The organism is Adonisia turfae CCMR0081 (assembly GCF_011009555.1).
In the GTDB taxonomy this organism is placed as follows: Bacteria; Cyanobacteriota; Cyanobacteriia; order Phormidesmidales; family Phormidesmidaceae; genus Leptothoe; species Leptothoe turfae.
The window spans coordinates 6,204,574-6,230,421 of sequence record NZ_QXHD01000004.1; the positions used below are offsets into that span (position 1 = coordinate 6,204,574).

Below are 25,848 nucleotides of genomic sequence, written 5' to 3' on the forward strand. Positions count from 1 at the left end.
AGATGTGATTTCTCAAATCCATGATTTGGGGTGGAAGGCTCACTTTATTAAAACAGATGTGGCAAATTCTGATGAGATTCAATCACTGATCGAAAAAATAGCCGACCATCACGGTCGCCTGGATTTTGCCTTCAACAACGCTGGAACAGAAGGTAAATTTGCCCCCATCACTGAATTAACAGAAAGCGACTGGGAACACACAATCACGATCAACCTGAAGGCAGTTTGGCTCTGCATGAAGTATGAAATTGAACAAATGCTCCAACAGAAAAGCGGAGGCGCGATTGTCAATACATCGTCTTGGCTAGCAAAAGGTGGGTTAGTCGGTTCTACGATCTATTCAGCCAGTAAGGGTGGATTGGATGGCATGGTCAGACCTGCCGCCTTGACGTACGCAAGTCACAACATTCGCATCAATAATATCAATCCCGGCATCATTGATACGGCGATGTTTCGTCGCTTTGGCAATCCCGACGATCCAAATGATGCCGTTGTGCAAGCCTTCACTCACCACATTCCACTCAAACGGTTAGGTAGTTCTCAAGAAGTGGCAGAAACCGTATTGTGGCTCTGTTCTGATGCCGCCTCATACATCACTGGACAAACCATCTCTGTGGATGGTGGATATGCCATTCCCGGACATCGCGTCGCTTAAAACGGAGTAATAAGATGAAACGACGAGAATTTCTTTTGGGGTTGGGATGTGCGGGTACGATCGTGCTGTCCTCCAACCAACCGATTGCCACGTCTTCAAGAGAACTAGAGCCGATCGAACTACCTGCTAGTTTTCAGTATCCCAATGGTATTTCCCATGGCAGTGACGGCACACTCTATATTGGCTCCATTACCAGTGGACAGATTTTGCGAATCACGCCTGATGGCAAAACCGAGATAGTTTTCCCCGGTAATGGTGAAGTATTTGCCGCCACCGCATTACGACTAGATGAACCACGCGGTATTCTCTGGGGCAGTTCACCTGATTTCCTGGGAACCCGTAGCGCCAATGGGGAGACCGTTCATCGCCCACCGCGTATCTTTGCCATCGATGTTCGTTCTGGTAATGTGCTACAGGTCATTTTGATGCCGGAGGGTGGTTTCGGCAATGATCTGGCCATTGATCCAGACGGCGGCGTTTACGTCACCGACAGCACCCTGGCTCGGATTCACTACCTGGCTCCGGGAACAAGCCAGTTGCAGACTTGGGCAGTCGATGAGCGGTTTCGGGCCGAGCGCATTGGACTGGCTGGCATTGCACGGCGATCCGATGGTGTCTTAATTGTGGGACATTATTCTAACGGTACTCTCTTCAAAGTGATGCCTCAACTTGACGGATCTGCAACGGTTGAAGAGATTTCTTTGGAAAGATCGCTAGAGAATCCAGATGGCATGCAATTTGCCCCCGATGGTTCGTTGATTCTCACCGAAGGCGCAGCTACCAGCGGTAATGGTCATCTTTTACGTATCCATAGTTTTGCACCTGGCACAAATCCAACGCCAATTGAGACATTAGCCTCTGATCTTAAGTCACCCGTCAATCTGACGCTGGTTGGACCAGAGATTTGGGTTACTGAGTCCCAGATCCGTCATCGTCTGAGGCCGGGGCAAGAAACCCAAGTTCCCGATCGTTTCTTCGTGCATCGATTTAAGCTGTTGTAGAGATAGGCAATCGCCGCAGCACAATCGTAATCTATCGACGGCGATAACAGTCTGCGCGATCATCGTCCATTCAACCCATCAGTTCGCCACTGCCGCCACTGCAGTAGCAACCAAACTCGATGCTGTTTGAACAGCGTATAAAAGTAGATTGCCAGAATCGCAACAAGGCAGACTGTGCCCAACGTGTTATATGTGTTGATAATTTGCTGGTGGCTCCAGCCATGGCCATAGGCGAGCCTTTCCATGTCGCCATCACCGCCCCACATTGAGCCCCACGGAATCTCCTGCAAACCACGTCGCACTTGCCGCCAGTCCCATAGGCTGCCAAAAAATGTAAACGATGCACCAACAACAACAGGGTAGCGGTACAGTCCCCACTGAAAATACTGCGGGAGTGGAAAATAGTAGCCCACAATTAGCAGAGCACAAATCAAAAACTCGCCACCAATGCCACCGAAGTACAACAACATATCAAACGTATTGGCCGACATTAGCCAGGTCATGCCAAACTGTATGACTGCAAGAGAGATAGCTAACAGCCTGGGCCAGCGCTTCTGTTCCCGCTGCCCAGCCCAAAACAGCAATCCCAACAGGAGCAACACACCAACATACACAAAGAAAGATCGCTCCGGATTGACTGGCGTAAACCCAATGGGCAAGGGAATAGCACGCCGTCCAGACATCCAGGCTACGACCGCATGACCGAACTCGTGAAACCAGATATCAATGCCTTGCAACAGCCCTCCGATGGGCGCAAAGGCTTTCAGAAAAATACCGGTCAGTACCATTAATGGAAAATAAAACACCGCGCTAAAGCGGTTGTCAAAGGACATTAGATCAGTATCAGCCTTGGTCAGTGGCGCGATCGCAAACTTCTGTTGCCAGGCTGCCTGCTTTGGTGCCGTCAAACCATAAACATGCACCACCCGCACATCCGCCAGTCCCAGTTCAGCTAAGTCTATACGGTAAAGCAAAGTCCGTAGGGTATTGGTCGCAGGCTCCGGCATTGGCGCATCGGCTATCGTCAGACCGATATATAAATGCTCTCCGCGTACACTGACCTGGGCCGAGAGCCCAACCTGCGCGATCTCAGCTACCAAAGCATTGAAGCTATCCGGCTGCATAGGCTATTTCACCGTATGAAACTAATGCTAGCGTTCCCATTCTTGCAAGTTGGGCAGGGTGCAATAGACATCAAACTTATCGGTCTGATCATCAAGTAACTGGTACAAGTTTATCAGAATCAACCTGAATATGTTCCTTGGAAAACGTCCCGATTTGATTTGATACCCTATATTTCTTCTATTTTGTTTGGAGCACGACAGTGCGCATACTAGCCATTGAACCCCATCCTCAACTGCGACCCTATGTGCTGAGTTATAGGATGGTTGAAGACAAGCTGGGAGAAGTTGCAGGGACACCTATTTGGACCTGCCCGGAACCCATTGGTGTGTTGAGCGCAAACTTTGGGAAACGTTCGTACCATGAATCGGGCAAGATTCACCCTAAGGTTGGTTTGCTAGGGGTACAAACGCGCACTCGTAAATGGATCTCCCAGCCAGAGACTTTGTTTGTCATGGCCATCCTGACCGTCCCCGGCATGATGATCTTGTTTCCAGATATCGGCCAAGATTGTGCGGATAACCTGCTTGATGTGGCAGATTTGTGGGGTGAGCGAAAAGCAGGAGAATTTTGGCGCTGCCTTCCCCACGAATTGCCACCCGATGATGTCAAAAGTGCACTGGATGGGTGGCTCCTAAACTTGTTCAGGGCAGTGCCGGTTTCTGTTGTGCAGCGTCGTTTGCAGTTACATCAGGTGCTGACGTCCAATAGGCGCATTGATACAGCCTGTGAACAACTGGGAATAACTCCGAGATCGCTACAGCGTGAATTTCAACGCCATCTTGGCATCAGCCCCAAGCAAGTGATGAACCTGTATCGATTACAACGCAGCGTCAGGGCCAATGTGGAGACTATAGCCCAAAGGCCGCTGCAAGACTTTGCAGATCAAGCCCACGAAATACGCGCGTGGCGTCGATATCTGAGCCGAACGCCTGGCCGATATAGCACTGAGAATAGATCGATGCTGGCTGAAACGTTTGCGTCTTCAGCCCAGGGAGTCAGCCTGGATCCAACTATTTTCTACCTATAGATGCCGCATCTATAGATGTCGCATCGATGTCGCAAATGTTCAATACACTCAACAGTGATTGCTTGCCTTTATAACTGTCCCTTGGCTTTTACCTGCTCATACAACGTCTCCATTGCTTCAATAAACGAATTATCCCGATCCCAAAAGCCCGGAAAATCTCCTTGTTTTTTCACTGGAATGCCTGACACTGGATTATCGGGTAAAACCTCCATTGTTTGAGGCAAACGCTTGGCTCCATGCCAAAAGTCTCGCAACTCAGTTTTTGCAGGTACTTTGATTGTCTCTAGTGGCGCGTAGTAAGAGTCTACTGGTTTAGGAGGTTGCTGTTCTAACTGTAATTCCGCTGACAGCGCCTGTCCTAAGGGAGATTTTGCCAGTTCCTGTAATAATTCCTCCCGTGACAAGCCCCGCAGTTCAAACAATAAAAACGGATCTTGATCGAGTTCTGCCGCGACCAAATAGTAAACACCGGCAATATGTTTGCATGGATTACTGTAGTCTGGACAAGAACAGCTGGTTTTGAAGTCTCTGGCACTTGCTGGTAGCAGATTGAGGTTTAGCTGCTTAAATGTATCCTCAATATTGTCTGGAATCTCGTTGAGCAATAAACGAGAAATCAAACTTGCTTTGGAGGCAATCAGTGCGATCGCAGCTGACCACTTGGCCTTACTCAAAGGCTGGAACTCAATCGTGGTGAAATACAGTGGTTCCTTATACACCCCAAAGTAAGGATTCACTGAACCTCGGACCTGTGCAGTGACTCGCCCACCCTCAATATCAAAGCTTTTAACCTTATTGCCCCTGGCATAGGAGCGCCCACGACTGAGGCGTCCTGGGTCGGTTAGCTTTTCAATGGCTTGGATGAATTGTTGTCCCCACCAGCTGCGACTAAATTGGCTCATGATGCTTCCCTCCTACTCCATGATCGCACTCTTGTTCAATGAAATCAGCTGCCTAAACGCATCGTTATCCAGCTCCGTTAACCAGGATTCATCGGCCCCAACAATTGAACCCGCCAGCTTCTTCTTATCCTCGATCATTTCGTCTATGCGCTCTTCCAGGGTGCCCATGGCTACAAACTTGTGGACAAACACATTTTTCTTCTGACCAATTCGAAAAGCCCGATCTGTGGCCTGATCTTCCACCGATGGATTCCACCAACGGTCAAAATGGAAAACATGGTTAGCTTTGGTCAGGGTAATGCCTACACCACCAGCCTTGAGCGAAAGCACAAATACCGACGGTTCTGTTTCCGGATCTTGGAATTCAGCAATCATTGCTTCGCGTTTTTTTCGTGAGGTGCCGCCATGGAGATAGTAGGTATTACAGTGAAAGGTGTGACGCAGGTATTTCTCCAAGGCTGACCCTAGCTCGGTGAATTGGGTAAATACCAAAAGGCTATCCCGCTCCTCCATGGCCTCTTCCACCATTTCGGTAAGGCGGGTGAGCTTATGGGAGCGCACCGCCGTAAACTCACTATCATCCTGTAAAAACTGCCTTGGATGATTGCACACCTGCTTCAACTTTGTCAGCGTTGCTAAGATCAATCCCTTGCGGTGAATGCCTTCCGCGGCCTGTAGCTGAGTCTCCACATCTTTGACCACGGCTTCATAGAGCGATGCCTGTTCTTTCGTCAGGTTACAGAACAGTTTTTGTTCCACCTTATCCGGCAGGTCTTTGATGATTGATTGGTCTGTTTTTACCCGCCGCAGAATAAAGGGCTCCACCAGTTTTTTCAGGGTGGCCGACTGACGCGGATTGTTACTTTTCTGAATCGGTACCTCAAAGCTTTTACGAAACTGGGCCTGGGTGCCTAAATAGCCGGGATTTAAGAAGTTAAAAATGGACCAGAGATCCAATAGACGGTTTTCAATTGGGGTGCCGGTGAGGGCCAATCTGTGAGGCGCAGAGAATTTACAAATGGCTTTGGTTAACGCTGCTTTAGGGTTTTTGATGTTTTGCGCCTCATCTAGCACAATGCGGTGCCACTCGACACCATTAAACAGCTTGGCATCTTTGCGAGCTAGTGCAAAAGAGGTGATCAAGATGTCATGCTCTCGACAGGCTTTTTTGAAGGTTTTAGCATCCTTGGCACGGTCGCTACCGTGATGCACGGCGGCCTTAATTTGGGGAGCAAACTTTTGGATTTCCCGGAGCCAGTTGCCGACCACAGAGGTGGGGGCAATCAGCAGCGTAGGCGGTACTTTGATGGCTTCTGTTGTTTTCTTTTTACGGCCTTTTTTAGGTTTAGGGGGTTGCCGTTCTTGCACCATGCGGGCAATCACCTGGACGGTTTTACCCAACCCCATATCGTCGGCCAGACAGCCATTGAGACCCAGCTGTTCTAGATACTGTAACCAGGAAACGCCTCGCTTTTGGTATTCCCGCAGCTGACCTTGGAATGTATCGGGGTTATCCACGGGTTGGAGCTTATTTTTGTCGCCCAGTTTAGTGAGCATGTCGGCGAGGGTATCTTTGCGATCGCACTCCACCTCCAAATCATCCTCACCCGCCGCCGTTAGCTTCATAAAGTCCAACAGTGACAGCTCTGGATTCTCCTGCTGATGAGTTTTCCAAAACTCCAGCATCTGCTGCATCTTGTCCTGGTCCAGCTCCATCCATTGACCGCGAAACTGCACCAATGGCGTCTTAGCAGTGACCAGCTGGTTCCACTCCTGTTCCGTGATCTTTTCTTCGCCAATGGCTAGTTCATATTGGTACTCCACCAGGCTCGCAAAGGAGAAATAACTCTTGGATTTATCGTCACCTCCTGACAGGGACTTTCCTTTAGCCTTTAGCCGCACCTTCGCCCGCTGTCGTCCCTTGGGGGTCCACCATGCGGGCACAATCACCTTATAGCCCGCATTTTCTAACACCCAGGCCGACTCTTTGAGAAAGTTAAAGGCTCCATCCAGAGTGAGCTGAATGCCAACGGGCTGGTCGGTTTCCATGCCCTGCCAGAGATCGGGATAAATCCGAGCAGCATAGCCTAAGTTTAGCAACAGGTTTTGCTCAAACTCTCCCCCCAATTGGTCTTTTATCTGTTTCTGTTGCTTAGGTCCCATGCGCCAATAGTTATCTAAGGCTAGCTTGAGGGAGGGATCATCTTTAGGCGCAACCTGAAACTGTAGCTGCCAGGGGTCGTCTGGTTTGAATGGGTCTTGGAGATGAAAGTACAGATAAAAGGGCTGATCGGTCTGGGTACGGACAATGCGATCGCGCCAGGCCTGCCATTGTTGATATTGCTCTAACCCTTCAGCCTGGGGCCACACATCTAGATCTAAACAGTCCGTCAGCACTGAATCTTTGATGGTGTTTTCAAATGCTTTTGTAAACTGAGTATGGGCCACAATTTCAGTCAGTAAGCATTCTGAGAAATGCCGCAGGAGAGACAACCGATCGTAAAACTGAGGTGTTGTAAACGGTTCCGCAAATCCTGCTGCACACATCAGGGGCATGTGCTCCACAAATTCCTCCAGGGTAGTCCCATAGTCTTCACCAATAAACTCCCACCCTGAATAAATTTCAAAGTTGTCTGACCGCTTAGATGACTGACGTTTCTTGATGGGGTCTAGCGAACGGTATTTGAGGGCAGGAACGTAGTGATCTTTCCAAATAATCCGTTTTAACGCTTGGGTAAAATGGAACCAAAATAGCAGGTCTGCCCCTAGCTGGATCTCACTCAAATTGTGTAGGGCAAGAAAATGAAGCTCATTGAGTAAAGGAATAACAGAATTTGGACCTGCTTTACTTTTAACAGCGGCGGCAGCTGGGATAGAACAACAATCAATTTGCCAATATTCAAATTTAAACCGATCGGGTAAGTCAATCTCCAGGTAGCGCGATAGCTCTAAAGACGGCAGTGGCTGATTGTCAACCGTCGGCAATAGGAAGTAGCAGGGAGTGATCAGCTCCTCCAACGGATATCGATCGGGGGACTGAATCTTCAACTCATTCGCTAGTAGGTCAACTAAATCTGCCGCCACTAAGTGTCTAGGATGGCATGGCTCTGCCTCCCGAAACGCTGTTTCTGCAATAGTTTCAACCCATAGGTAAAATTCACCCGATAGAATAAAGTCAGTCCCAGATTCAGGAATCCAGGTACCGTGAAGGATTTGCATGGCAAGTCACGGAATAGAACGTAGATATGGCCCAAGTTAGCGCCCATACTATCGCGTTTGGCTTTGCTGTTACAGCTAATTGCTTGATGTAACGTAACACTATCTCCACATAAGCGTGTTCTTTGTTACATCATTTTTATGGATACTTAGGAAATACTGTTATGAGCGTTATTCCTTAATATCTAAGTCCCATGACCACCTATGAATGTCCTGACTCTGAGCTTTTGGCTAAACAGTAAACCAACATCACAGTTCACCATTTAAAATCCAATCAACCAGCTCTTCTACACCAGCACCGCGATATTGGGTGGTGACGCGGTCAGCCATATCCTTAACGGCTGGCAGAGCATTGGCGACGGCGACGCCCAAACCACAGCTCTTAAGTAAGTCAAAGTCGTTTTCCGCATCACCGATCCCGACAACTTGATTAGCCGTCAGCCCCAGCTCAGTCAATGCCACGTTGAGCCCCGTCGCTTTGGTAACGTTGGCAGGCAACACCATGACAGCCCGCTTATTCATAATCACTCGGGATGCTAATCCCATGGATTGAATGGTTTGCTGCACCACGGCTCCATGGGGTTGCCAGGTGGATACAATTACCTGTCCTGTGTTGATCGGGCTAACGTGCTGAGCCTTGAGGGTGGCGATAAATGCGTCAGGGGGTGGGTCCGCCAACAGTTGAAGCCGCTCACTGGCGGGGTGGTAGAAAACCGCACCATTCTCAACAACGACACCATCAAAAATGGCCAGGGCTGAAAAAGCGTTTTGTAGATCTGTCAACTCTCGCCCAGTTACCATTAATAGCAAGCCCCCTGCTTGCTGATAACGCTTTAGAGCCGCCAACGTGGTGTCGGCAACACGCCCCTCGGTGGCTAATGTGCCATCATAGTCGGTTGCGATCGCACGATATTTCATACCCCTCCTCCAAAAAAATATTCTCGTCAGTTGTCAGCCTATGTGCAAGCAATTCCAAGTTATTGGTGTAACATCCCTCAGCAACTGTGCCTTAGAACACGTCGCTAGATATCATCTATTGGTACCTGTTGGTATCTGTCATTTATCCTATTTTAAGAACACTTTTATAGGCTAACCCATTAAACTTCTAGGAAACATTCCCTGAAGTCAATTGAATACGTTATCATCCTAGTAATTGAAAACAAGCGTTATTCGTCCAATTTCACCTCTAAATTGACTGTTTCTGCGTGTGTTTGACCTCAACTGTTAGAGTGAATAGTCAAATGTCTAGTATTCTTCTATCTTTAGAACATTCCTGGCATTTGAGTCAAAATGTTGAGCGGTGGAATATTTAGTGGCAAACGCTAGAGTAGTGTAAGAGTGAACTCATCAATGAATAGAGTCTTGTGAAACTCTTTTCATTGCTTATGTCTACAAGGACATGTACAACTAAAAATAGCCAGTATTAACGATGTCAAGGCAATAGTTTCAATAAACTTTGAACTATTGCCAGGTACTCAATGGCACTGGGGGCATCTATGTTGTTGTTGTTTAGGTTTGTCTACTAGTAGGTTCAGCCTGCGTATTTTTGATGGATATATCCCTCTTTCGTTCACTTGCAGGGCAATACGACACCCTGCGCTTTACGCGCTCGGTTGCAATGATGAACGTGATCAGTCAGCAGATTGAAGATCAGATTCTTCAGCATCAATTGGCGGTTGATTTTTACGCAGGTTTCCAGCGCTTTTCAAATTTTCCCGAACAAATGCGCCGTTATAGCCGGTTAGGCTCAGTTTGTCGACGGGTCTATGTGTTCGGTGTGCCAGATTGTCAGCCACCTTCAATCCAAGGGGTAGAATTTATTGAGCTGAGTCCTACGTCAGCTCTGGCACAGGAATGGTTTTTGTTTGTTGACACGTCTGAGTTTTGGGCGACCTTAGTGGCTCAAGAAACTGAAAACCAGCCTGGTACCAGTGGGCGTCAATACGATGCGCTATGGTCCTATGACGAAGCTGTGGTAGATCGCATTGCCTTGCTCATGTCCCAGGTAATGGAATCCATGTATCGCCCCGTGAAGGAACGCCTCTACAGTCAGCAGTATATGCACATTGCTGAGATCAACAGTCGCATGCTGGAGTTGATTGAGCAAACTGACAAGGTGAGCCAGCGACGCTGGCAACAGCTTCGTACTGTGCACAATATTGCAGAAATGTCATCTAACAGCCCATCAAAACTGTTGCAGAATACAGCTATTATTTTGCAATCTGTCTTTGGGGCAGCTGGCGTAGCCATTTCGTTCAAACTTGATAACGATTACTACACCGTTCCGGTGCTTGTGGGTGAGGCCAATGGTAAGGGTCGCAAAATTTCCTTGGCTAAGGGTATCAGCGGACAGGTCATGTGCCAGGGACGTCTGGTGCAGATTCGAGATACTAATCAACGAACGGACGTAGACGTGGTGATGCCCACAGCCCAATCATTAATTGCGGCACCGCTCGTCTGTCGTAAAATTTCAGGGGCAATTTCCATTGGTGCACCTGAATCAAATCATTGGAATGATGAGGATGCTAAAACGCTGATGGCCATTGCCAAGGTTGTTGCGTTGCAATTTGAGCAGCTATTAGTTAAAAAAAATCAGCCTAATAGTACAAAAAACTCCAACTCAGCTCCTGTCCATGGGGTGCCGCACCGCATAGATATGGCTATTTAACGATTGACGCTGCTCATATCGGGATAACGTTTGGTGCCGGGAATGGGAACAATGGCATCGCCGTTTTCGAGTTTTCATGGGTTTATTCTCCAGTTAGGTGGATATTGCGCTCTGCAAAGACCTGCTTAACGGCGGTAATGCCATTGAGAGCAGCGGGGAATCCTGCATATACGGCCATCTGCATCACAACTTCAACAATCTCTTGGGCGGTACAGCCGACATTCAGGGCGGCGTGAATGTGAACTTTGAGCTGCGGTTGGGCATTCCCTAACGTTGTGAGGGCGGCGAGGGTGGCAATTTCTCGGGATTTTAGATCTAAACCCGGACGGGTATAGATATCGCCAAAGGGAAATTCGATGACGTAGCGGGCTAGATCGGGGGCGATGGATTGCAGACTATCGATTACTTTTTCTCCGGCTTCGCCGTCAATGGTTTTGAGCATTTGCCAGCCTTGCTGGTAACGCTCAGAGGGTGCAGACTGGGCAACGGAATTCATAATGTTCTCTGGGGTGATGTTTGCACAGGTGTTTCGGACAGTTTGGTTTCAATCTCTTTATAGTGTTGAATTTTCCAGTCGATTACGGTGAGGTTTTCTTGTAGCTCCTGTAGTTGTTGCACAACGGTTTGGCGATGGGCTTCTAGCAAGGCGCGCCGTTCTTGTACGGCGTCAGGATGTTGGCGTAGCAGTGTGGCATATTGCAGAATTTGACGAATGGGCATGCCGGTCATGCGCAGTTTGGTGAGAAACTGAATCCAGCGGATATCCTGCGCTGAGTAACGACGGTGACCGTTGCTGGCCCGATGGATGGGGGCAATTAGGTCACAGCGTTCGTAGTAGCGCAGGGTGTGGGTGCTCAGGCCGGTGGCTTGGGCGACTTGTTGGATGGTGAGTGCCTGGTCCATAAGCCTAGGTTAGGAGTTAGAGTGGGCTCTAAGTCAAGGGGGTATTTTGGGGGTATTGGTAGAGGGTTAGAGGGGGGCTCAGGGCTTTCCTCCTTTCCAGAAATTTCTAAGCTAGTCTACCTAGGCATACTGGGGTTTACCCTCCTAATGTGGGGGCCTAAACTCCCTTGTTCGAAGCCACATCAGCTACACCACTTAAGCAAGCTGGGGTTTCCCCCGACAGGGTGATCGCTTAGCGCAAACATTCTGGTGAAGGTTGGGTTACGGCGAGGTCCGGGTAAAAGGTATCTCTGTTGTACGAGATCTTCTTTGGTGTCAAGAATCTTTAGGTTCTCAGGTTGTTTCCAACATCTCTAACACCAAATGTGAATTATTCCCCTTCGTTTAAAGGAGATATCTCGTAGGGGCTGTGCCTTGTGCCAGCCCCTGCATCAAAGGCTAATCACTAACGGCTACACCAGAACACCATCACTCAAAACTTACATACGCCCCAATAACCAATCACCAATCACCAATCACCAATCACTCCCCCTTCCTTTAGCCGCCTACCCTGGCTCTAACCGAATAAGCCGCCCGTTGGGTTCATCGGTCAAAATATAAATCAGCCCGTCCGGCCCCTGGCGCACATCCCGCACACGCTGGCCAATGGGGATAGGTGTTTCACTGACAACCATGTCAAGATCGTCCAGGGCAATGTGTCGCACATCTTGCGAAACCAGACCGCCAGCGAATAGGTCACCTTGCCAATCAGGGAAGCGATCGCCCTGGTAAATGAGTAGACCAGACGGTGCGATCGCAGGTGTCCAAACCACCAGAGGATCGATCATGCCCGGTCGCGATCGCTCCGATGAAATTTCGCCACCGGTATACTCACGACTGTGGGTCACCACTGGCCAACCATAGTTCTCCCCTGGGTCCACCCGATTCAGCTCGTCGCCACCCCGTGAGCCATGCTCTGTGGCCCAAGCCTGACCAGTGATGGGGTCTACCATCAGTCCTTGAATATTTCGATGGCCATAGCTCCAAACAGCGGGATCAGCTTCTGGCGTATTGGCAAAGGGATTATCCTCTGGCACGGACCCATCGTCGTTAAGGCGAAGAACTTTACCCAAATGACTATCCAGCTTTTGCGCCTGATGCCGAATCAGCTCACCCTCTAGCTGTAGCGGTGGATTACCGCCATCGCCAATGGAAATCAGCATTGTATTATCCGGCAACCAGCTAATGCGCGAGCCAAAATGCTGGCTACCCTGTTTGGTCCGATTCACCTCAAAGATGACGGTCCAATCAGAGAGGGTATCACCATCAAATTGTGCTCGGGCTACACGGGTCTGATTTGCCCCCGAAGAACCAGCGGCATAGGTAAAATAGACCCACTGATTTTCAGCGAACTGAGGATGCACTGACACATCCATTAAACCGCCCTGGCCAGCGGCAAATACATCAGGCACACCCGATACGGGGGTGGGATCCAGAAAACCACCTGCCTTAATGAGCCGCACCCGTCCTGGACGTTCGGTCACCATCAGGGTGCCATCCGGTAGCCAAGCCATTCCCCAGGGATGCTCTAAGGGTTCTACCAGAATGGTTTGTTGTAGGCTCTCTGCCTGGACCTGGCTGGAAGGATCTGAGTTATTAGACAATGCAGCCTCTGCCGGAGCATCAGGTGAGGTCGCTGACTGCTCTGGATTAGACGTCGCACAGCTCAACACCATGGCCCCAGCCATGACAGCTCCAACGATGGAACTTAATCTATATCGGAGCATTGCCATCTCTCCTGTTTGTAATTACCTCAACGATAGACAAACATCTGCCGATTGTGTGTTTATTTGCGAGCCGCAAGTGCCATCTCAGGTGTCGCTTCTGTAGAAACCTCTGGTGGCATCGGTGATAGGTCACGACAGTTATCCTTAAACCGGCAAAAGAAACTGACAATGACGATATAGAGCACTGGCACAACAAACAGGCTCAACACTGTGGAGACGATCATGCCACCAAAAACAGCAGTGCCTAGAGATTGACGACTAGCGGATCCGGCTCCTGTGGCAATGACTAGAGGAAAAATCCCCAACAGGGTGGAAATGGCAGTCATGATAATGGGTCGCAACCGTTGCTGAGCAGCTTCTACAGCTGCACGTACAATGGATAAACCTTCATCTCTTAGCTGATTAGCAAATTCCACAATCAGAATTGCGTTTTTACTGGCTAAACCAATCAGCATTACCAGACCCACCTGGCAATAGACATCGTTTGGCAATCCCCGCATAGAAATCGCCAGCAGTGCACCCAACATGGCCAGCGGTACCGCCAACAAAATAATCACTGGGTCAATAAAGTTCTCATATTGGGCCGCCAGCACCAAGAAAACAAAAATAATGCCCAAACCAAAGATAATCGGAGCCTGGCCACCGGATTCTAGTTCTTCTAAAGAGATACCGGACCATTCAAACCCCATGGATGTGGGCAGGATTTCACTGGCGATGCGTTCCATAGCTGCGATCGCTTGTCCAGAACTGTAGCCTGCTGCTGGCGAACCATTGATTTCAATAGAACGAAACAGATTGTAATGATTGATGGTTTGGGGTCCCGTAGTGGGTGAAATAGTCACCAAAGTATCCAGAGGGATCATCTCCCCAGTCTCAGACCTTACATAGAGATTGCCAATATCGCTAGGATTCGAACGAAACTGGGCATCGGCCTGCATGTAAACCCGATAAGTACGGCCAAAGGCATTGAAATCGTTAACATAGCGCGACCCCAAAAAGCCCTGTAACGTATTGAGAATCTCATCAATATTCACCTGCATCGCTTTTGCCAAACTGCGGTCAATATCCACATCTAACTGCGGTGCATTGGCCGTGTAGGTAGTAAAAACATTCTGCAATTCTGGAGCTGCATTGGCTGCTGCCACAAGTTCATCCTTAGCCTGCATAAATGTTTGCAGATCGTTATTGCCCTGGTCCTGTAGCTGAAAGACAAAACCGCTAATGCTGCCTAATCCCTGAATAGTCGGGGGATTAAAGGCAATCACATTGGCTTCCTTAATCTGACCAAACTGTGGCCACACCTGACCCAGTACAGCCTGGGCCGATTGCCCTTCCCTCGGGCGCTCACCCCAGGGAATCAGGGGAGAAAAAATCACACCGTTGTTGGGAATATTACCGCTAAAACCAAACCCGCCTAAGGAGAAGGTACCCTCCACTTCAGGAATACCAAGATACGTTTGATCTACCTGTTCAATGATGTCACTGGTGTAGTCTACCGAAGAGCCTTCGGGTCCCTGCACCAGGCTAATTAAATAACCCTGGTCTTCCTCTGGCAAAAACGCTGTCGGTACTGAGGTATAAAGCCAGGCTGCCACACCCAGGGCGGCAACAAACAAAATCAGCACTGTTGTTTTTAGGCGAGTGAGGCGTCCCAAACTCACTTGATAGCCACGACGCATAGCATCAATACCGCTATTTACCCAACCAAAAAATCGCCCCAGCCAACCACCAGGCTGTTGCCCTGAACGAATTAACAGCGCCGATAGGGCAGGGGTCAAACTCAGAGCATTAAACGTGGAAATAGTAACAGCAAAAGCAATGGTTAGAGCAAATTGGCGATAAAGCTGTCCTGTCGTCCCCGGAAAAAAGGCCACTGGAATAAATACAGCTAACAGCACTAGCGAGGTGGCAATCACCGCCCCTGTCAGCTCACGCATGGCTTCAATCGCAGCCAGGTGGGGCCGCATACCCTTATCCTGGATTTTGCCAGCAATGTCTTCTACTACAACGATGGCATCGTCCACCACCATCCCTGTCGCCAGAATTAAACCAAACAGGGTGAGACTGTTGATGGAGAAATTAAACACTTTAATAAAGGCAAAGGTGCCGATTAAGGCCACCGGAATCACCACCGCAGGAACAATGGTGGCGCGCCAGTTTTGAAGAAACAAAAACAGTACCAGCACCACCAAAATAATTGCCTGAAGCAGGGTACTGACGACCTCTTTTCTAGATTCCACTACAAATAACGAAGGGTCGTAGGGGACTGCATAGCTCAACCCTGGTGGAAAGTCTTCTGCCAGATCAGCCATGGTGGCTTTAACCGCATTGGCAGCTTCTAGAGCATTGGTGCCGGGTGTTTGTACAATCTGATAGCCAATCGCCCCCTGCTGTCGATAGCGGGCAAACGTGTTGTAGCTTTCTGCCCCTAGCTCGGCTCGACCAATATCGCGAAAGTAGACTAGATTGCCATCATCTTCAGTTTTGATGACCAAGTTTTCAAACTCGCTCACCTCTTCTAAACGACCCTGGGTGCGCAGGGTTAGCTGATAGCTGAGGCCATCTTCCGTCGGCGGTTGACCAATACTGCCTGCCCCCACCTGCAGGTTTTGTTCTTGAATAACATCCACCACGTCCTCGGTGGTAATATCACGAGCCGCCATCCTAGCTGGGTCAAGCCACAGTCGCATAGCATAGCGCCGTTCACCAAACGGCTGTATCTGAGCCACACCTGGAATGCGTCGTAGGGCATCTAGCACGTAGAGATCAGCGTAGTTACTAATAAAGTTGTCGTCGTAAAGACCTTCCTCTTCGCTGTAGATGGCCATCCCCACTACCACGCTGCTGGATTGTTTACGCACCGTAACCCCGGTCCGCTGTACTTCCTGAGGTAGCTGGGGGGTGACAATGGAAACCCGATTGAGAACGTCGACAGCTGCAATATCGAGGTCGTAGCCCTGACGAAATGTGATGGTAATTGAACTCGTGCCATCATCACTGCTGGTGGAGTTCATATAGCGCATACCGCTAACGCCGTTAATCTCACGCTCCAGTGTGGTGGTTACGGTTTCTTCCACCACTTCGGAGCTGGCACCAATGTAGTTAGCGCTGACAACCACCTGCACCGGACTAATGTCAGGATACTGTTCCACAGGCAGCGTCGGAATCACGATGGCCCCCACCATAAAGATGATGATAGAGAGCACCATGGTGAGCACAGGGCGGCGAATAAAAGTTTCGACAAACATGGGGCGATCAGGGGAGGGGGGAGAAGGGGAAAAATCTTGTAGGGGCTGTGCCTTGTGCCTGCCCCGCTATGCCGAAATTTTCTTCTACATATCGCAGGTAATTAAACGATTGAGAAAGTAATTTGTCATCCGAGACCCGTAGGGAGAATTCCACCAGCGAGATGGATGGCACCCCTTAGGTGCGTTGAGAGAAAAATCCAATTCATCACATTTGCGCCAGCGATTCCCGGTAGGAGTTTGTTCACTAACGCCTTCACGCCAGCCCAAAGCAGCACCCCAGCGCTGGGTAAGCTGCAGGTCTTCACCGATGGTGCTTTCCAGGCTACCGCCTAACTCCTGGTAAATTTGCAGCTGCACACTAAAGCCAAAGTGTCCCTCGCTGTAGGTGGACCATAGACGGTCAATTACTTGCAGCTCACCACAGGAGAAGCTACGAATTTCGCGGGGGCTGAGGTCTTCTAAGTCGGAGACACCAGCAATATCGGCAATCAGCCGAACAGTTTCTTTGTCAGCAGCAAACCATTCCTGATTGGATAGCTGTTTGTGCAGGGTTTCGTATCGGTAGAGATCGCCCACCACCATTAAGCGACGTTCGATCTGGCGCACCTGTTGGGGCAGCTGGGATAGCTGACTGATTTCTTCACGCAGCGCTGAGATCTCACCCATCATTTTCTGAATGGCGAGGAGTTCTGGACTGGGTGAGCTGTCAACGGGGGTGGTTTGGGAGGGATCCTGTTGGGATTTGGGGGAGGTCATGGGGAGTGGGGGAGAGTTTTGAATTGTGAACGGGGGCTCCAGGCTAAGTGCCTATTAGTTGGCTGAGGTGGAGTTGTCCGCAGTGACGGGTGCGCCGTCGGATAGGCGTAAAATGCCGGCGGTGATAATGGTTTCTCCTGTGTCTACACCGCTGATGATGTGATAGCGATTGTTATCTATGGTGCCAAGCTGGACCGGGCGTTGAACGGCAACAAATTCGCTATCACCTTCTGTGGCCGACTCCATCACGAATACAAAGCTTTGGCCACCGACACGGGAGATGGCGGTGGTGGGCACCATAACGCCGGGAGATTCGTCCCAGATAACATTGGCGCGAACAAACTGTTCATCCCGCAGTTGTCCATCGGGGTTAGGGAAACTTGCCTTAGCCAGGATGGACTGGGCTCCTGCTTCCACCCGCTCGGAGACAAAGCTGATGCGCCCTGTTACTAAGGGGTCTAAACCTTCCTGGGTACGAAGTTCTACGGGTAAACCTGCTCGCAGTTCGCTGCTACGTTCTACCGGAATCGAGAGACGCAGATCCATAGTTTGATTGCTGGTCAGGGTTGTGATCATCTGTCCGATGTTGACGTAGTCACCGACTTTGACGGGTAAGTCACCAACAACTCCATTGATGGGGGCGACAACCTGATAGTCGGATAGGTCTTCAGTGGCAACAGCAGCATTGGATTCTGCTCGACTTAAAGAGGCACGGGCTTCTGCCAGGTTGGCACGGGCGGTTTGAATACGACGCTCGGCTGCTGCTAGGGCTGCGATCGCAACATCCCGATTTCGCGCCACCTGGTCCAACGACTGCTGCGCCAGAGCCCCCGCATCTACTAAAGATTGTGTACGCTGATATTCAGTGTCCTGCAACGCCCGTTCAGCGATAGCACTATCCCGATCCGCTTCTGCCTCTAAAATTTCTGCCTGGGCTGCACTGCGTGAGGCGCGAGCCACTTCAATGTCAGCAATAGCTCCACTGACAACCGCTGCGGGACGGTCTGGGCTGAGCTGCAAAATCGGCGTCCCCGCTGACACCCGATCACCTGCCACCACCAGTATTTGAGTAATACGGCCCTCGACTTCAGGCCGCAGCATTACCCGTTCCTGAGCTTCCAGCGCGCCAACAAATTCTGAGAATTCTTTTACGGGGGCAGAGCGCGCTGTTTCGGTTTCAACGGTGGTGGATTGGGCTGCGATCGCGCCAGGTACTACATCCTGCTGAAATCGGCTCCATAAAAACCATCCACCCGCCAGTCCTAGAAATCCTACTAATAACCAGAGCCATCCTCGATGACGGTTACGGCCAAGACCAGACGATGCGGTTGGTGTAATCGCAGATTGTGTTTCCATGACTGTCTTTGCTCTGAAAGGGTGGATAAAATTGCAATAATTTTGTTGTGAATGCAAAAAACACTTTCTTTGACAATTTTCGACAATTAGACAATTAAAGGATCTTAAACAACCTAAAGTAACGTTAGCAGATCTGAAGCAACTGTGGAGGAATCCCTCAATACATAGGTTACGTCCCTGACTGTAACCAGTAAGTGTGCAGTGTTACCAAGTTTTTATTACAAGAAAAGAAATATAAATTTGGCCAGATTTTTGACTATCACTCAAAACTGAGTCAGATCATTTCCATCTAAGTCATTACCAACTCAAGATACTAAGCGTTCTCGATCATGGATAGAAGATTCTTCCATAATTGCAATAAATGATGCGAGTGGTTGAGCCAAGAGCTTGGCATCGTGCTCAAACAGAAAGGCTTAGCTCTGACCCACACAATATCGAAGAATATCAAACCCTAACATCGAAGTCTTGAACATTCTTGCGGTTTTTGATCATTTTTGTCGCAAATAGCGGCCTGGCGTCACCTGCAAGAATCGCTTGAACTGCCGTGTCAGGTGACTTTGATCGGAAAAACCAGCATCTTCGGCCACTTGCCTGAGTGACAAGCCTTGGTGTAGCAACTGTTTCGCGCGGTTAACCCGAGCCTGGATCTGATATTGATGTGGGGCCATACCCACCTCTTGCTGAAAGATATGGTGCAGGTGGTAAGGACTGAGCCCAACCAGCTGGGCCAGTTGATCAAGCGATACATTTTCAGTTAGATGGGCCATCAGATAGTCCTGCACTTGCTGAACACGGTGGCGATCTCGCTTAGGTATCTGGGGTACAACGCGTTGTTCTGCATGCCGTTGGATCAGCTGATTGAGACATATCGATAGTAGGGTCGTGCGTTCAAGGGTGCTAGTCTGTTGTTGAAAGGTGCCAAAAAACTGCAAAAATTGGGTGGCTAAGGTGGGATCATAAATGACTGGGTTATCAAAAAAAGGTAAACCAGTAGAAGACCCTGATAAGGCCGTAAAAACCTCAGACAACCGATCAGGATGAATGTAAAGCATCCAATAGGTACGATATTGTTCGAGCCAGGTCTGTTTACGAGTGGTGGCATGTACCTCCCCCGAATGCAGGAGACTAAAGTGCCCCATCGGTACCGGATGTCCCTCGCCTCGATAGAAGTACCCTCCGTTGGTATCCTGACTAAACCCCAGTTGATACTCTGGATGACAATGTTTGGGAATGGGGCCAGCGGGTCCGGGCACCAAGTGATACCATTCCAGCAAAACTCCCTCAAACTGCCATGTTTTAATGGTGTGTTTCGCATTGGTAAGATTGGTTTCAAAATGGTTTTGATGCATACATAAATTTTCGAGAAGGGCATGTATATCATTCATCAAACCTAGCGTTGGGGAAATGTTCTAGACAGGAGTACCATGTTTTTACCTTTGCAGAATCGGGCAATCTGATGGCAAGCCAATGCTTGGCCAACTATTGTGATCTGAACAAAACCAATCTGTGGGTATGCAACATCTTTTAATTATCGAAGACGACCAGGGAAAGCGTGCCGTCAATTTATATGCTGATTCTGGATCCATTGGTCGCGATGTCAGCAACTCAATTGTTCTCCATTCTAAAGAAGTCTCGCGTCAGCATGCCATTTTATTGCGAGTGCCCCATCCTGGTGAAGATGACTACGGGTTTCAGATTATTGATGGCAATTTACAGGGAAAACCTAGCACTAACGGTTTGTTTATCAATGGCCGACGCTGCGATTCTCGTAATCTGCGCCACGGTGATGAAATTGTATTTGGGGCCAATGTGAAGGTGCGGTACCACACGGCTGCTGATAGTGAGGATGTGCAGTGGCTGCTCTCAGGCAGTGATGAAGCAGAAAAGTACATGGCCACACTCATTGCCGCCCCTGTGGATTCATCGCTCATGGCTGAATCAGATCGCCCCCAAGATGCTGTTATTGCTCGCCTGGCGTCGTTTCCTCAACTGTTCTCCCATCCAATTATTGAGCTTGCTCTAACAGGGGAGTTGACGTACCTCAACCCGGCTGCCGTTAGCCAGTTTCCTACCATTAGTTTGGCCAAACTCAGCCATCCGATTTTAGAGGGAGTGATTGATGCCGTTCAGGCCGAGGAAAAACAACAATTTGTCCGCCATATAGCGGTCGGCGATCGGATTTTTGAACAGGCATTTCACTATATTCCCCAGAGCGATCTAATTCGCTGTTATTTAGTTGATATTACTGAGCGTAAACGGGCCGAAGCTGAGCTTCAAGCACTCCACGATGGCTTAGAAGCTCAGGTCAAGGAGCGTACCAGCCAGTTATGGGCAACCGCTGAGCATCTAAAACAAGAACAAAAAGCTCTACAGGCCAGCTATGCCACTAATCGAGCCTTACTCAATGCCATTCCAGATCCCATGTTTCGCATTAGCGACAAGGGTCAGATTGTGAACTTTAGTGAACCCAAACACCATACGTTGCCCTTTTCTCCCAGTGCTTGCTTAAAGCATTATTTAGCTGATGTGCTGCCCCAGCCAGTGGCCGCAGCTATGCAGCAATGTATTACTCGGGCATTAGCAACTGAAGAAATTGAGGTACTGGAGTTTCAGCTAGCCCTTGACAGTGAAAATCGTGATTTCGAGGCACGTATTGTTAACAGCTCCCCGCAAGAAGTCATGGCAATTATTCGTGACATTACGAAGCGAAAACAGATTGAAACAGAAATTCGCCACACCCTGGAGCGAGAACGAGAACTCAATGAGATGAAAACCCGATTTGTGTCGATGACATCCCATGAGTTTCGCACACCTCTGACAACAATTTTGTCATCGGCAGAACTATTGAAATATTATGGTGAACAGTGGGAGATTACCAAGCAACATCAGTATTTACAAAAAATTCAAACAGCTGCCACCCATATGACTGAGCTATTAAATGATGTGCTATTAATCAACAAAGTGGAGGCTGGTCGGATGGAGTTTAATCCGCAGCCGCTGGTGCTTAGTGAGTTTTGTCAGGAAATTATTGAAGAATTGCAAATTACGACGGATCGCCACAGTTTGGTGTTGCGATCGCACCTGCCCAACACATCCCATCACATTGACCGTAAACTCATGCGCCATATTCTGACTAATTTGTTGAGTAATGCCATCAATTACTCCCCTAGCGGTGGTGAAATTCTGGTTACCCTGGAGACCACAGACCATGATCTGACCCTATCGGTGCAAGACCACGGCATTGGTATTCCAGAAGCAGCGCGTCCGACACTATTTGAATCATTTGTCCGGGGGCCTAACGTTGGCACAATTTCAGGGACCGGTCTGGGGTTGGCCATCATCCAAAAATCCGTAGAATTGCACCATGGACAGATCACCTTTGACAGTACCGTTGGTCAAGGAACGACGTTCGTGATTACGCTGCCTGTGATTTCTCTGAGTAACCCAACCACATTCTCGGGCAACCTAATAAATGCCTAGGGCTCTGTATTTATCTATCCATCAGTCGAACATATTAGGTCTACCCGAGAAAACGTAATGATTAAAATTTTAGTAATCGAAGACGAAGTAGAAATTCGTTCAAACCTTTTAGAATTACTGACATTAGAAGGCTACAATGTTGTTGGAGCAGACAATGGCATGACTGGCTTACTAGGAGCCTTTGAGCATTTGCCAGATTTAATTATCTGTGATGTCATGATGCCTGAACTTGATGGCTATGACGTGCTACGGGCCCTACGTCAGGAACCTAAAACCATAGCAACTCCCTTTATTTTTCTGACCGCCCTGGCAAACAAAGGAGATGTGCGTCAGGGGATGGTGCTGGGGGCAGATGATTATTTGACCAAGCCCTTTACCCGTGCAGATGTGTTAACTGCCATTAAAAGTCGTTTGCAAAAGCAGGCTGCTTCACAAGCTCAATTGTTAAAGTTGCAGCAAGAGATTCAGCTATTCCGTGAAGGTCTTAGTGGCAATCAGGTAGAATTACTGACCAATATACGGCAACACATGAAGGAGGCAGCCACCAAATTAGAGATTGTTGTCAATATCCTGAAGGCATTACCCCCTAGTGAGCAACGAGAGCGTAGCATTGCCCTTGTCCAGAATGTCTGTGCTTCCGACATTAAAATATTGTCTCAAATTCCAAATTTTGAATATTTATTAGAGACAACATCAATGTAATGTACATCAACAATGTGTTGATCCCTGTAGTTAAAATATTCAGCTAAACTTAGCTCCAATAATAGCAACAACAACAATAACAATGATTAATGCAGCTATCATCAAAAATGCAGTTGTATACATAGGACATTAAAAGATAAACTGTATCGGATCACACACTTTATCACCATATCAGTATTTTGTTCGATTTTCAGGAAAGGTGGTAAAGTTCACCTTTTTTTGACAGTTCAGAGTTTTGAGTTCCCTTGAGGTCGCAGACAACTAGGTATTCTCTTCTCCAAAAGAGGCAAAATGCTCAAGCAAGAGTCGATGCATAAATATATACCCACCCCCCACTTTTTGGAGAAAAATGCTATCAGCAGCGTAATCCAGGAACTTACGGTAGTTCCAGGGAGTCGTGCCACTCAGTGTCAGAATTATTCGGAGCAGGGTGTGTTTGATCAAGGCTTCACCGCCACCCGCAGCAAAGCCAAAAGCCAAACCGGTCGCAGCCCAAAATGAAGCTTTGGTATTGCCAATTAGAACACCAGGTACGTACAGCGTAACCATGGATATCAGGGCAAATAAGGTGGAATTGCGGGCTGATTGCCAAATGCCATCATTGGGACGACTGGTATTGCCGATGCGTTTGCCGCTGAAGCCACGAATCAGGCCAAATGTGAGACCCAGGGTGGCCCCAAACGCCAGACCGATCAAGCTATGGTTGGCGAAACAGGTGCCATTACGAAGGCAAGCGCTATCGCCAAATATAAACCCGAAGCCCACTTTGAGACTCCAGCCAATTAAGGGGCCTAAACTCAGCCCCAGCAATAAGTTATTGCGAGCTTGTCGCCAGGACCAGCGCAATGTCTCAGCAGGGGTAATGCGATAAACACCAAAGATGCGGCTACAAATCAGGCTACCTAAGCCAACGGCCAACAGTAGTCTGTCCCAAGCGAGCACCTGAGTACCCAGGAGAGTGGCGATCGCAAAAAAGCTACACCACAGTCCAGCCACATAACAACGCCTCAGTTTTGGGGCCAGCCAATCGGGTTGAATCCGTTCTATGAGAAGAACAGTTTGGGATGTGAGCACCAATCGCTGTGCCAGAGACGTTAACCAGCCCTGGATTTGGGCCGTGCTGTAGAGAGGGTGCCCAGGACGATGGGTCAACATCCGCTGAATGTAGGCATCAAACAACTGATGTTGATAATCTCCATGGTGCGGCTTATGGCCCAATCGCAGAATCTCATCAGATGATACCCCCTGATAGGTGAGCACCATAATATTCAAAATCAGTGGCGAACGGGCCAACTCCATTAGAGACGTTGTGGCATCTTGAACAGCGGCATTTTGTTCTAAAAGAGATTTTAAGCCAGTTAACCCCTGCTCAGGACGATTTAGATACGCTAAAATCTGTTCATCGGTGAGGGGGCGCAGGTAAAGAGCAGCCTGAAATTCCAGCTTTTGGGGTAGTTGCTCATAGTCACGAATGCGACAACAAACCACCATTTCAGGACCATAGTCTCGATGGAATTGGTTTAAAGCCTCGATACAGGCGGTGCGACGGTCAGGTGCCACTTCATCCAGGCCATCTAACAGCAATAACAACTGTTGTTGATCTACCCAGCGTCGACCAATGGCCTGAGGTACCTGATATTTGCTGTTGAGTTCTTTAACCAGCCATGGAGCAATTGCGCCACTGCGCCATGACGAGAGATTGAATATCACCGGTAACCGCTGTTGCTCTTCAGCCCGATCGAGCAATTTGCGGGCCAAACTCAGCAGTGTGGTGGTTTTGCCAGCTCCTGGTTCACCCAAAATTAAGAGAGTGCGACCTTCGCCAATGGCATCAAAAACATGGCTGACCTGGGTACCTGCTGGCAACGGTTGGGGCGACTGGCCAGGAGTCGCGTAGGTAATTTGCCAGGGAAGTGAGATCGCATCGGGTCGTTCTTCTAACCCTAAATTCAACAAAACTTGACCGTGGAGAGAGCGATCCAGAACACCTTCGATCCAGAAACGGCGCACCTTATTGAGTAGAGCCTGACGATTCCGATGGGTTTGTTGGGAGTACGAATTGGCGAGAGCGAAGTTAGACGTGCCCTCCACCGAACAATGAGAAAGCGACGTAGGTTGGGTTGCCCCCAAGAAACCCAACGTGCCTGCTAATGCCTCCTTTCCTGGCAAAGGGCTCGTCGGCAACACTGTCGGCCCAGACCCAGACGCTACCTCCGATGTTTCTAGCCCATCAAATAGCGTTTGAAACACCTGTAGCGCTTCCCCCGCAGTCCCATACCGTTCACGATGGTCCAAATGCACCAACCGGTCGATAAACTGGGCCAGCTCCTGGGGGACACTGACCCCCACACGGGCACAGGTAGCAGGGGTGCCAAAGCCCATAGGATGCCGTCCGGATAGCGCCTGGAGCATCACCATCCCCAGGCCATATAAATCACTGCCAAAGCAAGGATGGGCCGCTTGCTGCTCTGGAGCCATATAGCCCAAAGAACCAATGGCAACGGTCAAGTCTGGGTTGGGTGATGCTTGCAGTGCTTTGACCGCACCAAAGTCAATCAGCACTAGCGGACCTGCGGGTTGATCCGGCTCCTGTCGCCGCAAAATATTGCTAGGTTTAATATCGCGGTGAATGACCCGCTGGCTATGGACGGCAGCCAATACCGTCAGCAGGCCTTGCAGATCCTGGATCACCTGCTCCACCGCCATGGGGCCAAGGGCAAATTCGTCCGCCAGGGACTGCCCTGGAATATATTCTTGTACCAGGTAAAGTTCGCCCGCTTCTTCTATGTGGGCAAGTAATCTTGGTATCTGGGGATGTTCCCCCAGCCGATAAAGGGTTTCAGCCTCCAGGTTAAATAGCCGCTTAGCAACCTCAAGGGCATCCGTGTGGATGGGATTGAGCTGTTTAACCACACAGATAGGATGGCCGGGCAATTGCTCATCGTGGGCCAAGAAGACTGTACCAAAGCCGCCTTGACCCATAGGTTTATCGATGTGATAGCGATGCGCTAGGCGCTGCACCATAGTGATTTGTGGCGTTGCT

The 25,848-nt window shown here is 49.2% G+C and carries 18 protein-coding genes; 6 read left to right on the forward strand and 12 right to left on the reverse strand.

Going from position 1 to position 25,848, the window contains the following annotated elements; translation table 11 throughout:
• Together DXZ20_RS30410 and DXZ20_RS30415 are read left to right on the forward strand one after the other, a co-directional pair.
• The coding region (locus DXZ20_RS30410; protein WP_163703667.1) for an SDR family oxidoreductase at window positions 1–655 on the forward strand (655 nt) is incomplete at its 5' end.
• Window positions 656–669: 14 nt separating this feature from the next.
• Entirely contained in the window at window positions 670–1,656 is a 987-nt protein-coding gene (locus DXZ20_RS30415; RefSeq protein ID WP_163702669.1) for a Vgb family protein, read from the forward strand.
• 59 nt (window positions 1,657–1,715) lie between these two features.
• On the opposite strand, the gene DXZ20_RS30420 is transcribed toward DXZ20_RS30415, so the two are convergent.
• Entirely contained in the window at window positions 1,716–2,780 is a 1,065-nt protein-coding gene (locus tag DXZ20_RS30420; protein ID WP_163702670.1) for a M50 family metallopeptidase, read from the reverse strand.
• 200 nt (window positions 2,781–2,980) lie between these two features.
• Here DXZ20_RS30420 and DXZ20_RS30425 point away from each other — a divergent pair, with 200 nt between their 5' ends.
• Window positions 2,981–3,808, forward strand: coding sequence for a helix-turn-helix domain-containing protein (locus DXZ20_RS30425; protein WP_163702671.1), 828 nt, complete (start codon window positions 2,981–2,983; stop codon window positions 3,806–3,808).
• A gap of 68 nt (window positions 3,809–3,876) precedes the next feature.
• Here DXZ20_RS30425 and DXZ20_RS30430 read toward each other — a convergent pair whose 3' ends face one another.
• The 3 genes from DXZ20_RS30430 to DXZ20_RS30440 form a co-directional block, all read right to left on the reverse strand.
• Window positions 3,877–4,710 carry an SWIM zinc finger family protein gene (locus DXZ20_RS30430; RefSeq protein ID WP_163702672.1) on the reverse strand — a complete coding sequence of 278 codons (834 nt, stop codon included), beginning with the start codon at window positions 4,708–4,710 and terminating at the stop codon, window positions 3,877–3,879.
• 12 nt (window positions 4,711–4,722) lie between these two features.
• A complete protein-coding gene (locus tag DXZ20_RS30435; protein WP_163702673.1) occupies window positions 4,723–7,929 on the reverse strand; it encodes a DEAD/DEAH box helicase in 3,207 nt (1,068 codons plus the stop codon).
• Window positions 7,930–8,175: 246 nt separating this feature from the next.
• The gene (locus tag DXZ20_RS30440) at window positions 8,176–8,844 is read right to left on the reverse strand and encodes an HAD family hydrolase (RefSeq protein ID WP_163702674.1); all 669 of its coding nucleotides are present in this window, start codon (window positions 8,842–8,844) and stop codon (window positions 8,176–8,178) included.
• A 631-nt stretch (window positions 8,845–9,475) separates the two neighbouring features.
• On the opposite strand from DXZ20_RS30440, the gene DXZ20_RS30445 reads away from it, so the two are divergent.
• Complete coding sequence (locus DXZ20_RS30445; protein ID WP_163702675.1) at window positions 9,476–10,594, forward strand: DICT sensory domain-containing protein; 1,119 nt, start codon at window positions 9,476–9,478, stop codon at window positions 10,592–10,594.
• A gap of 82 nt (window positions 10,595–10,676) precedes the next feature.
• Here the strand turns inward: DXZ20_RS30445 and DXZ20_RS30450 are convergent, their stop codons facing one another.
• From DXZ20_RS30450 to DXZ20_RS30480, 7 genes are all read right to left on the reverse strand, one after another.
• On the reverse strand, window positions 10,677–11,090 hold the full coding sequence (locus DXZ20_RS30450; protein ID WP_163702676.1) for a carboxymuconolactone decarboxylase family protein: 414 nt from the start codon (window positions 11,088–11,090) through the stop codon (window positions 10,677–10,679).
• A complete protein-coding gene (locus DXZ20_RS30455; RefSeq protein ID WP_163702677.1) occupies window positions 11,087–11,497 on the reverse strand; it encodes a MerR family transcriptional regulator in 411 nt (136 codons plus the stop codon). The genes DXZ20_RS30450 and DXZ20_RS30455 overlap by 4 nt, the downstream gene beginning before the upstream one ends.
• 545 nt (window positions 11,498–12,042) lie before the next feature.
• Complete coding sequence (locus tag DXZ20_RS30460; protein ID WP_163702678.1) at window positions 12,043–13,263, reverse strand: PQQ-dependent sugar dehydrogenase; 1,221 nt, start codon at window positions 13,261–13,263, stop codon at window positions 12,043–12,045.
• A gap of 59 nt (window positions 13,264–13,322) precedes the next feature.
• A complete protein-coding gene (locus DXZ20_RS30465; RefSeq protein ID WP_163702679.1) occupies window positions 13,323–16,511 on the reverse strand; it encodes an efflux RND transporter permease subunit in 3,189 nt (1,062 codons plus the stop codon).
• 84 nt (window positions 16,512–16,595) lie between these two features.
• Window positions 16,596–17,267, reverse strand: a complete 672-nt coding sequence (locus tag DXZ20_RS30470; protein WP_163702680.1) for a GUN4 domain-containing protein — start codon at window positions 17,265–17,267, stop codon at window positions 16,596–16,598.
• A gap of 54 nt (window positions 17,268–17,321) precedes the next feature.
• Complete coding sequence (locus tag DXZ20_RS30475) at window positions 17,322–18,623, reverse strand: efflux RND transporter periplasmic adaptor subunit (protein WP_163702681.1); 1,302 nt, start codon at window positions 18,621–18,623, stop codon at window positions 17,322–17,324.
• Window positions 18,624–19,111: 488 nt separating this feature from the next.
• Window positions 19,112–19,972: a helix-turn-helix domain-containing protein gene (locus DXZ20_RS30480; protein ID WP_163702682.1), complete on the reverse strand. Its 861-nt coding sequence runs from the start codon at window positions 19,970–19,972 to the stop codon at window positions 19,112–19,114.
• A 163-nt stretch (window positions 19,973–20,135) separates the two neighbouring features.
• Between DXZ20_RS30480 and DXZ20_RS30485 the strand changes: the two genes are divergently transcribed.
• On the forward strand, window positions 20,136–22,103 hold the full coding sequence (locus tag DXZ20_RS30485; RefSeq protein ID WP_163702683.1) for an ATP-binding protein: 1,968 nt from the start codon (window positions 20,136–20,138) through the stop codon (window positions 22,101–22,103).
• Window positions 22,104–22,160: 57 nt separating this feature from the next.
• Entirely contained in the window at window positions 22,161–22,805 is a 645-nt protein-coding gene (locus tag DXZ20_RS30490) for a response regulator transcription factor (RefSeq protein ID WP_163702684.1), read from the forward strand.
• A gap of 261 nt (window positions 22,806–23,066) precedes the next feature.
• Here DXZ20_RS30490 and DXZ20_RS30495 read toward each other — a convergent pair whose 3' ends face one another.
• Window positions 23,067–25,829, reverse strand: a complete 2,763-nt coding sequence (locus DXZ20_RS30495) for a protein kinase domain-containing protein (protein WP_163702685.1) — start codon at window positions 25,827–25,829, stop codon at window positions 23,067–23,069.
• Between the last annotated feature and the right edge of the window lie 19 nt (window positions 25,830–25,848).